At 71.3% G+C, this 9,184-nt stretch carries 7 protein-coding genes and 1 pseudogene; 4 read left to right on the forward strand and 4 right to left on the reverse strand.

Annotated features, from left to right (window positions below; all coding sequences use genetic code 11):
- Nucleotides 1-116: 116 nt before the first annotated feature.
- From HW445_RS10145 to ligK, 4 genes are all read left to right on the forward strand, one after another.
- Nucleotides 117-488: a VOC family protein gene (locus HW445_RS10145; RefSeq protein ID WP_180220698.1), complete on the forward strand. Its 372-nt coding sequence runs from the start codon at nucleotides 117-119 to the stop codon at nucleotides 486-488.
- A 66-nt stretch (nucleotides 489-554) separates the two neighbouring features.
- Complete coding sequence (locus HW445_RS10150) at nucleotides 555-947, forward strand: MarR family winged helix-turn-helix transcriptional regulator (RefSeq protein WP_151773875.1); 393 nt, start codon at nucleotides 555-557, stop codon at nucleotides 945-947.
- Nucleotides 948-1,211: 264 nt separating this feature from the next.
- Nucleotides 1,212-2,237, forward strand: a complete 1,026-nt coding sequence (locus HW445_RS10155) for an amidohydrolase family protein (RefSeq protein ID WP_180220699.1) — start codon at nucleotides 1,212-1,214, stop codon at nucleotides 2,235-2,237.
- An 85-nt stretch (nucleotides 2,238-2,322) separates the two neighbouring features.
- Nucleotides 2,323-3,006 (forward strand): 4-carboxy-4-hydroxy-2-oxoadipate aldolase/oxaloacetate decarboxylase, encoded by a 684-nt coding sequence (gene ligK, locus HW445_RS10160; protein ID WP_180220700.1) that lies wholly within the window; start codon nucleotides 2,323-2,325, stop codon nucleotides 3,004-3,006.
- A gap of 500 nt (nucleotides 3,007-3,506) precedes the next feature.
- On the opposite strand, the gene HW445_RS33490 is transcribed toward ligK, so the two are convergent.
- From HW445_RS33490 to HW445_RS10175, 4 genes and pseudogenes are all read right to left on the reverse strand, one after another.
- Nucleotides 3,507-3,629, reverse strand: coding sequence for a hypothetical protein (locus tag HW445_RS33490; RefSeq protein WP_257230972.1), 123 nt, complete (start codon nucleotides 3,627-3,629; stop codon nucleotides 3,507-3,509).
- 358 nt (nucleotides 3,630-3,987) lie between these two features.
- Complete coding sequence (locus HW445_RS10165) at nucleotides 3,988-4,431, reverse strand: hypothetical protein (protein ID WP_257230973.1); 444 nt, start codon at nucleotides 4,429-4,431, stop codon at nucleotides 3,988-3,990.
- A gap of 344 nt (nucleotides 4,432-4,775) precedes the next feature.
- A complete protein-coding gene (locus HW445_RS10170; RefSeq protein WP_180220702.1) occupies nucleotides 4,776-7,106 on the reverse strand; it encodes a beta-L-arabinofuranosidase domain-containing protein in 2,331 nt (776 codons plus the stop codon).
- A 570-nt stretch (nucleotides 7,107-7,676) separates the two neighbouring features.
- Nucleotides 7,677-9,176: pseudogene (locus tag HW445_RS10175) on the reverse strand (glycoside hydrolase 43 family protein); the annotation flags it as partial.
- Nucleotides 9,177-9,184: the final 8 nt, after the last annotated feature.

The following is a 9,184-nucleotide window of genomic DNA, read 5'->3' on the forward strand; positions in this document are numbered from 1 at the left end:
ACCGCGGTGGCGGTGGTCCCGGAGTGAGGCCCGAGGCTCCCTCGCGGTGACGACGGACGGGCCGGGACGGGCGAGCGCCGGGTGCGGGGCGGACCGGGGGCGACGAGCATGGGGCCATGGAGGCCCATCTGAGGACCATCGTCTACCCGGTCGGCGATCTCGACGGGGCCAAGGCGCTCTTCCGCGCCCTGCTCGGCGTCGAGCCGCATGTCGACCAGGCCCACTGGGCCGGGTTCCGCACGGCCGACGGCCAGGAGGTCGGGCTCGATCCGCACGGTCACGACGCCGGGCTCCGCGGCCCGGTCCCCTACTGGCACGTCGACGACCTGCCGGCGACGCTGGCCGCGCTGCTCTCCGCGGGGGCGGAGGCGGTGCGCGACGTGCGCGACGTCGGCGGCGGGAAGCTGGTGGCGACCGTCCGGGACGCGGACGGCAATGTCGTCGGCCTGGTCCAGGACCCCCCGGGCGGGGGGCCGGCACCGGCCTGACACTCCGTCCGACAGGGCCCTTCCGGGGTCTCCCCCGCCGGACCGCGCCGCCCTACCATGGGCGCCATGGCAGCGGACACGGCCGGTGCGCGGCTGGAGCAACGGTGGCGCGGCATTCTCGCGGTCCATTCCCGGACGGTCTGCGAGATCGACCGGGTACTGCATCCCCACGGACTGTGCGCCAGCGACTTCGAGGTGCTGGACGTCCTGGTGTCCGGGACACCGGACGGGCCGGGCGTCCCCTGCCGCGTGCAGGACATCGCCGAGCGGGTCCACCTCAGTCAGAGCGCGCTCTCCCGGCTGCTGGGTCGGCTGGAGCGTGAGGGTCTGCTGGAGCGGACGGTGTGCCGCGAGGACCGTCGCGGGGTGTGGGTGGCCCCCACCGTGCGCGGCCGTGAGCTGTACGCCCTGGTCCGCCCGCTGCAGCGCGAGGTGCTGTCCCGCACCCTGACCGACTGACCCTCCGGGCCGCCCGTCCCGGCTGTCCTTCCCGGCTCTCCCCCGGCCGTTCCCCACGACCGGCCGTTCCCCACGACCGGCCGTTCCTCACGACCGGCCGTTCCTCACCGGCCGTTCCGACCGGCCCCCGGCCCTCCGCGCCGGTGACTCCTTCCCGCGTGTGCGTAGGCGTGCGCGAGCAGGCGCCCGACCACTCGCACACATTGTCAACAATTTCGTCAGCGGTTACTGTGTGGTCGCGTGAGGCACCCGGAGAGGACTCGGATGATCATCGATTGCCATGGGCACTACACCACCGCGCCGCCCGCCCTCGAGGAGTGGCGCAAGCGGCAGATCGCCGCCGTCGGCGACCCGTCGGCCGCGCCTTCCCGCAACGAGCTGCGGATCGAGGACGACGACCTGCGCGCCACCGTGGAGCCCCACCAGCTGCGGCTGATGGACGAGCGGGGCATCGACCTCACCGTCTTCTCGCCCCGCGCCTCGTTCATGGCCCACCACATAGGCGACTTCACTACGTCCGCCGCCTGGGCCGCGGTCTGCAACGACCTGGTGCACCGGGTCGCCGCGCTCCACCCCGGCCGCTTCGCGCCGGCCGCCATGCTCCCCCAGTCCCCGGGCGTCGATCCCGCCACCTGCGTACCGGAACTGGTGCGCGCCGTCGAGGAACTGGGCGCCGTCGCGATCAACCTCAACCCGGACCCGTCGGGCGGGCACTGGAGCGCGCCGCCGCTCACGGACCGCTCGTGGTACCCCGTCTACGAGAAGATGGCCGAGTACGACGTCCCGGCGATGATCCACGTCTCGACCAGCGTCAACCCCGCCTTCCACACCACCGGTGCGCACTATCTCAACGCCGACACCACGGCGTTCATGCAGCTGGTGCAGGGCGACCTGTTCAAGGACTTCCCGACGCTGCGTCTGGTCATCCCGCACGGCGGCGGCGCGGTGCCCTACCACTGGGGCCGCTTCCGCGGGCTCGCCATGGCGCTCGGCAAGCCGGAGCTCGAGGAGCACGTCCTGAACAACGTGTACTTCGACACCTGCGTCTACCACCAGGCGGGCTCGGACCTGCTGTACGAGGTGATCCCGGCGAAGAACATCCTGTTCGCCTCGGAGATGATCGGCGCGGTCCGCGACATCGACCCGTGCACCGGTCACCACTTCGACGACACCCGCCGCTACGCGCAGGCGGCCCGGCTGTCCGCCGAGGACCTGGCCGCCGTCCAGGAGCACAACGCCCGACGCGTCTACCCGCGGCTGGACGCCCTGCTGAAGCGCCAGGGGCGCTGACCCGCGCGACGCCGTCCCGGCCCCGGACACGGTAGCGCCGCGCACACGCATCGAGCCGCGCACACGTATCGAGAGGAAGCCCGTCATGCACGAACTCGGAGTCGTCCACCGCTCCGTGCCCCGCCCCTCGCCCGAGGAGCTCGAGGCCTTGGCGCCGTACGGGGTGGCCACCGTCCATGAGGCGATGGGCCGCACCGGTCTGATGCGGCCGTACATGCGGCCGGTGTACCCGGGCGCCCGGCTGATCGGTCCCGCGGTGACCGTGCTCCTCCAGCCCGGCGACAACTGGATGATGCACGTGGCCATCGAGCAGCTGCGCCCCGGCGACGTGCTGGTGGCGGCCTGCACCACCGAGTGCGAGGACGGCTTCTTCGGCGACCTGCTGGCCACCTCGGCACGTGCCCGCGGATGCGCCGGGCTGGTGATCGACGGCGGCGTCCGCGACGTGGCGGACCTCCAGGAGATGGACTTCCCCGTCTTCAGCCGGGCGGTCAACGCCAGGGGCACGGTCAAGGCCACCCTGGGCTCCGTCAACGTGCCGGTGGTCTGCGCCAACGCCCAGGTGCGGCCGGGCGACGTGGTGGTCGCCGACGCCGACGGCGTGGTCGTGGTCCCGGTGGACCGGGTGGGGAGCACCGCCGAGGCGGCGCGCGGGCGCGAGGAGAACGAGGCCCGCAAGCGGGAGCGGCTGGCCTCCGGAGAGCTGGGACTGGACATGTACGCGATGCGCGGCCCGCTGGAGGCCGCCGGACTGCGGTACGTGGACTGAGGCGGCCGCGCGTGACCGTCTCCGCCCGGTCCTGTCGCCCCGGCGGGTTCTCGCCGCGCCTCAGGGCCGGGCGGCGCGTTGCCCGGCACGCGGATCTACGAAGGACCCGTTGGTTGCCGCCGGCGTCCAGGAGCACGGCACCCGGGGCACCACGCCGTTTCGGCGTCGGTTTGATCGACCCCGAAACGCCAGGATTCGCCACCCCCGCAAGTCGCCTGCCTGCGGCGCTTGATTGCGCCACCCGCTTTCGCCACCCTCTGCCATGATCATTCGCCTGGAACATATCCGACAAAGCGTGCACCGTGACGTTCGAGTGCTTGCCGAAGCATCCAGGTTGGGGTTATCTGCGTAGTCGGGAGGCCGGGATCGAGTCCTGGTACTTCGCGACCGCCCCGAAACACACAGGGCCTGGCCTCGGGAGGCCACCCGAAGCCAGGCCGATGTGCGGGGCGAGGGGCGGGTCCGGCCGACTAAGTCTCGGCCGGGCTCACCCGCAAGCGTCAGACGACATGCTCGACGCATCCCGCGATGGCAGTGATCGCCGTCAGGAGCAGCACCGCGACCTGCCCCCAGTCCATCGACCGGTGGCGCCCGGGGCGCTTGCTCCGCCTCGATCGTCCCATCCCGTCCGACTCCTCTCTCTATTTCCCAACAGGGTTGGGCCCCCTGCCCGGTTGGCAGGCAGTTCAGGAGAGATCCATCGGACAGTCGCAACATACCTGCACCGGGATACCCGATTCACCAGCGATCGGGTTTCGCCGGGATTCGCCACCCTCTGCCGAAAATCGCCATCCCAACTCGCCACCCCGTTCGCCGACCTGTCAGCGGGGGCCGGGAGTTGGGCAGTCATGCGGCCCCGACGCCAGGGGCGCGGCCACTCTCCGCATGCGCCGGCGGGGTCCTCGGATCCGTGTCCGCATCGACGGCACGGCGCCGAGGGGGTCGCTGGGGGCGCCAGGCGCGCTGCTCACCCCGTGCCCGTCACTCCAGGGCTCCTGCGCGGCGGCCCTCGGTGAGCAGCGCTTCCACCAGTTTCGATCTCACGCCCGGTGCCAGGAGCGTGAGGGGTTCGGCGGTCCGGTTCCGGTGGATCTCCATGCGGTGCGCTCCCATGTAGAGTTCCACGACCGTTGTCTGCTGCACACCGGTCACGTCGCTCCAGGCCACGGAATCGGTCACCCGGCCGAAGCGGTTGGTCACGGCCACCCCCTCCGTCAGGAGGTAGCACCGGTTCATGCCGAGCCGGGCGGTCAGCAGACGCCATCCGAACGTCACGGTGTAGACCGCGATCACCACCGCCGTCGTCCAGGCGAGGTTCCCGTCGACCTGGTCGGGGGTGAACACGGTGAAACCCACCATGAGGACCCAGGCGATCAGCAGGAATCCCCGGAGTATCTGCAACAGGGTGCCCGCGAACGGGGTCATGAGGGCGTGGTCCCCTCGGATCGGACCGAGGCCCAGTCCGGACACGCGAGTGCGCACGATTCCCCCATCGGCCAGATCCGGTCCGAGCCCTGACGTGCGGTCGGCAAGGCAGGGCATACCCCTGCGCACGAGGGATCGAACGGGCTTGGCCCGGATCGTGCCGGCTGGAAGCCGGCGTCCTCCGCCGCAGCCCGCCGGGGCCCTGGTCCGGCCCCTGCCCGGGCAACGGCGGCGGACCGGCGCCCGACGGGGACCGGGGACAGGACCGTGCGGGAACTGCCGCCCTCCCCCCGGCCCGCCCCGTAGGTGTCCTTCCCCGCGTCCCCGACGGGCAACGGTCGGGGTCAGGTGTTTCTCACGACGCGCCAGCGGTTGTCCGCCGATCCGTCGTCGGGGGCCTGGACCGCGAACGCGCCGCGGGCGGTGGAGTTGCCGGCGATGCCGAGCAGCTTGCCGCTGTTCACGTTACGGACCTTGTACGTTCCGTCGCTCTGGTCCTGCAGCCTCCACCGGTGGTCGGCAGTGCCGTTGTCCGCCCACTGCAGGACGATCGCGTTGTCGGCGGTGGACATGTCCCGCACACCCAGCACCTTGCCGCTGTGGACGTTTCGCAGGCGGACCGCGTCGCCGTCGGTGATCATCTCCCAGTCGTGGTCGGCGGTGCCTGAGTCGTCCCACTGCAGGGCGCGGCCGCCGTCGGCCGTGGACATGTCCTGGATGCCGAGGACCATGCCGCTGGCCGCGTTGGCGAGCCGGACCGAACCGCTCGGCGCGCCGGGGCCGCCCCCGGTGGACCAGTAGACGGTGTAGTTGTGGCCGTGCGCGTCGTGGAACGGGCCGAGGTTGACGGTGGAGCCGTTGGCGGTCGCGGTGAAGGCCAGCCCGCTGCTGCCGGTCCGCCGGATCGTGGAGGTGTCCAGCCGCGGGAGCGAGGTGAGCGAGGTGTTCCCGTAGTGGCCGGACAGGACCACCGGGCCGTAGGTGACCGCGACGACGTCCGCGTTGTCGTTGGCCGCACGCACGACGACCCGCATGGGCAACCGCACCGTGACCGTGTCGCCCGGGCTCCAGGTCCGGGTGAGCGTGGCGTAACTGCCCGGCGTGGTCGCGATGTTCTGCGTCGTGCCGTTGACCGCGACGGTGGCCCCGGTGGTCCATGAGGGGATGCGGACGCGCATCGACCAGGTTCCGCCGGCGTTCCCGCCGACCTGCAGGGTGGTGGTGTCGGCGGCCGGGTAGGAGGTCGTCTGGGTGACGGTGATCCCGCGCTCCGACCAGTCCAGCACCGAGGGCACGAACATGTTCACGATCAGGGTGTCGCCGCTGTGGAAGTACACGGAGTCCATCAGCCTGGTGTGCGTCTCCAGACCGGTGCCCTGGCAGCACCAGAACGAGTTGTAGTCCGTGCTCCAGGTGCCGCCGCCCCAGGCGGGTCCCACTCCGCGCCTGCCGCCCGGGTTGAGCGGGGTGAAGTAGGTGACGTGCCCGTGGCTGTCGGCCGGGTTCTGCTGGCCGATCATCTGGTTCAGCCAGGCCCGTTCGTAGAAGTCGAACAACTCGGCCCGGTTCGGGTCGAGCGTGAACAGCTCCCGTGTCAGCTTGAGCATGTTGAAGGTGTTGCAGCTCTCGCAGGTGTCCTGGTTCAGGTAGCCGGCGATGGCGTTCGGGGCGCGGAAGTGCTCGGCCTGGCTGTTGCCGCCGATGACATAACTGTGCGCGTTCACACACATGTTCCAGGCGTTGTCGGCGATGTCCCGGTAGCGGGTGGTGCCGGTGGCCTTGAACTCTCGTGCCGCTCCTATCCACTTCGGGACCTGGGTGTTGGCGTGGAGTCCGCTGAGCCGGTCCTGGTTGTACGCCAGCGGGTCGAAGACCGCGGCGTGGTCGAACCGCCGAGCGGCGGTGAGCCACCGAGCGTCGCCGGTCTGCTGGTAGAGGTCGGCCAGCACGTCGTTCATGCCGCCGAACTCGGTCGCCAGCATTGCCTGCATCTGCGTGGTGCTCAACGCGCCGGTGCGGCGGTCGACCCATCCGGCGAGGGCGAGGAGCACGTCACGGGCCTGGGTGCTGCCGATCAGACGCCATACGTCGAGCAGCCCGGCGAGCGTCTTGTGGATCGCGTAGTAGGGCACGTTCCCGTTGGACAGGGTCCGCTGCTCGAGCGCGGTGAAATCGGACTCGGGGAACCCGGAGAGGTAACCGGCGCCGAACCCGGCGGCGCCGTTGTTGGCCTGGCACCTGGCCAGCTCGGCGACCATCCGGGTCGCCTTGTCCCGGCACACGGTGTCGCCGGTCACCGCGTACAGCTGGGCCCAGGCGGTGAGGAAGTGTCCCTGCGCGTGGGTGCGGAAGGGAAAGGACGGCGCGTCCCAGCCGCCGTTCGGCGAGACCCCGTTGGTGGACAGCTTGTGGTTGGCGCGGAAGTTGTACAGCAGCCGGTCGACGTCGACGAACCGGAGGTAGTTCTGTGTGCGGTTCTGGTTCTCCAGCCACCGGCTCGCGGTCAGCCGGACCTGGCCGAACGCGAAGGGATGGGCCGAGACCCCGCTGTCGGAGCGAGCCGGGGGGACGGCGGCCTGCGCGGGTGAGCTGCTGAGCAGCGGATGGGCGACGGACGCGACGGCTGCCGCTCCGGCGGTCCGCAGCAGGCTCCGCCTGCTGACGGGTGGGCGCATCGTGCACCTCTTTCACGAGAAGGACGGGATGGGAGACGACACGTGGGCGGGCACGCCGCTCCGGCGCCGGGTGACGCGGGAGGTCGCGTCCTGCCGGTCAGGGTGAGAACGCCCGGCCGGTGCGCAGGACGGCGGGACGGGCCCGTCGGCGCGTCAGGCCGGGAGGAGGGTGAACGACTCCCAGGGACCGATCGAGGTGCGGTTGGCGATCAGCGGTGAGGCGCCGCCGTCCTCGGCGCTGACGTACCGGTCGTTCGCCCGTGCGCGCAGGCTGACGGTGCCGTCGGAGTTGTCCACCCGGCGGAACGTCTCCCAGCTGCCGGCGGTGGTGCGGTTGGCGATCAGCGGCGAGGCACCGGCGTTGTCGGCGCAGACGAAGCGGTCGTTGGCGCGGGCCCGCAGCGCGACGTCGCCGTTGCCGAGGTCGACGAGGTCGAACGTCTCCCAGCTGCCGGCGGTGGTGCGGTTGGCGATCAGCGGCGAGGCACCGGCGTTGTCGGCGCAGACGTAGCGGTCGTTGGCGCGGGCCCGGAGGGTGACGGCGGAGGCGGGGGCGGCGGGGGTCCCGGCGGTCAGCTCGAAGCGCTCGACGCGGACCGAGCCGCCGAGGGCGATGGTCGCGTAGTTGAAGATGCCGAAGCGGTAGCCCATGAAGAACTGCCACTCGTTCTTGAGGGTGAGGGCCGGCCCCAGCGGGGAGAAGGTGACGCCGTCGGTGCTGTAGGCGAAGTGTCCCTGGCGGCCGCTGCCGGGACGGATGTCGGCGGTGGCGCGCAGCCAGACGCGGCTGCCCTGGACGGCCGCCCCGGCTGCCTCGGCGCCCGTGCTGCTGGTGTTCCAGTCGCCGTCCATGGTGATGCCGTTCACCATCACCACGCGGGTCGTGCCGTTGTCGCGCTTGAGGCCGATCCAGGCCGAGGAGTCGCGCAGGAGGGCGAGTCCGCTGCGGTCGCCGTCCCGCATGCCGGAGTGGTCGAGGACGATCGTCGCGGTCGAGGTGGGGCCCTGGATGCGGTGGGTGAGCGTGTTGCGGGCGGAGTACAGGTCGAAGGTGGTGGTGGCGGTCCGCAGGGTGAGCCCGCCGCCGACGGTGAACCGGCTGGTGTCCGGGTTGTGGTTCCACTCCCACTGGGGGCCGAGCGCGGGCCCCGGGAAGGTGTCGACGCCGGTGAGCGGCCTGGTCGCGCGGGGCGGGGCCGGCAATTCGGGGGCGGGGTAGGAGGCCCCCCAGGCGCCGTTGACGAGCTGGAGCACCGGCCACCCGTCGGAGGTCCAGGTGACGGGGGCGAGGGCGGGCACGCGGCCGCCGGGATAGGCGTCCACGAACGCCATGTAGTACCACTGGCCCTGCGGGGTGCTCACCAGCCCTCCCTGGTGCGGGACCCCGCCACCGGGTATCGGCCCCGGAAGGTCCAGCAGCAGCTGCTTCATCGTGTAGGGGCCGAACGGGCCGGAGTCCGACTTCAGGACGTACTGACCGTTCGCCGGGCGGGTGACGAAGATGTAGTAGCGGCCGTTGATCTTGTAGAAGCGGGAACCCTCCAGCGTCCCGACGGAGGAGGGGGTGACGAACACCTCCTGCGCCCGGACCTGGGTCCGGGCGTCGCCGGAGAGCTGGGCGACACTGATGCGGGTGTTCCCGTAGGCCACGTACATGGTGTCGTCGTCGTCGACGAGGAGCCCCGCGTCGTAGTAGACCTGCGGCAGTTCCGCGCGCCGCGTCCACGGGCCCTCGACGGTCCTGGCGGTGTACACGTAGGTCCGCGCGAAGTCGATCTGGCCGATCCAGTAGAACGTGTCGTCGCTGCGGCGGTGGTTGAGCGAGGACGCCCAGATGCCGCGGACGTAGCCGCGCCCGCCGGACAGGTTGTACTTGGCGCCGAAGTCCAGCACCGGCACGGAGTGGCCCGCGAACTCCCAGTCCACCAGGTTCCACGAGCGCAGGACGGGGGCTCCGGGAGAGTAGTGCATGGTGGACGCCGACATGTAGTAGGTGTCGCCGACGCGGATGATGTCGACGTCCGCGAAGTCCTGCCAGACGACGGGGTTGGTGTAGCCGGCCGCGGCCAGGGCGCCCG

The organism is Streptomyces sp. UH6, assembly GCF_013421635.1.
In the GTDB taxonomy this organism is placed as follows: Bacteria; Actinomycetota; Actinomycetes; order Streptomycetales; family Streptomycetaceae; genus Streptomyces; species Streptomyces abyssomicinicus.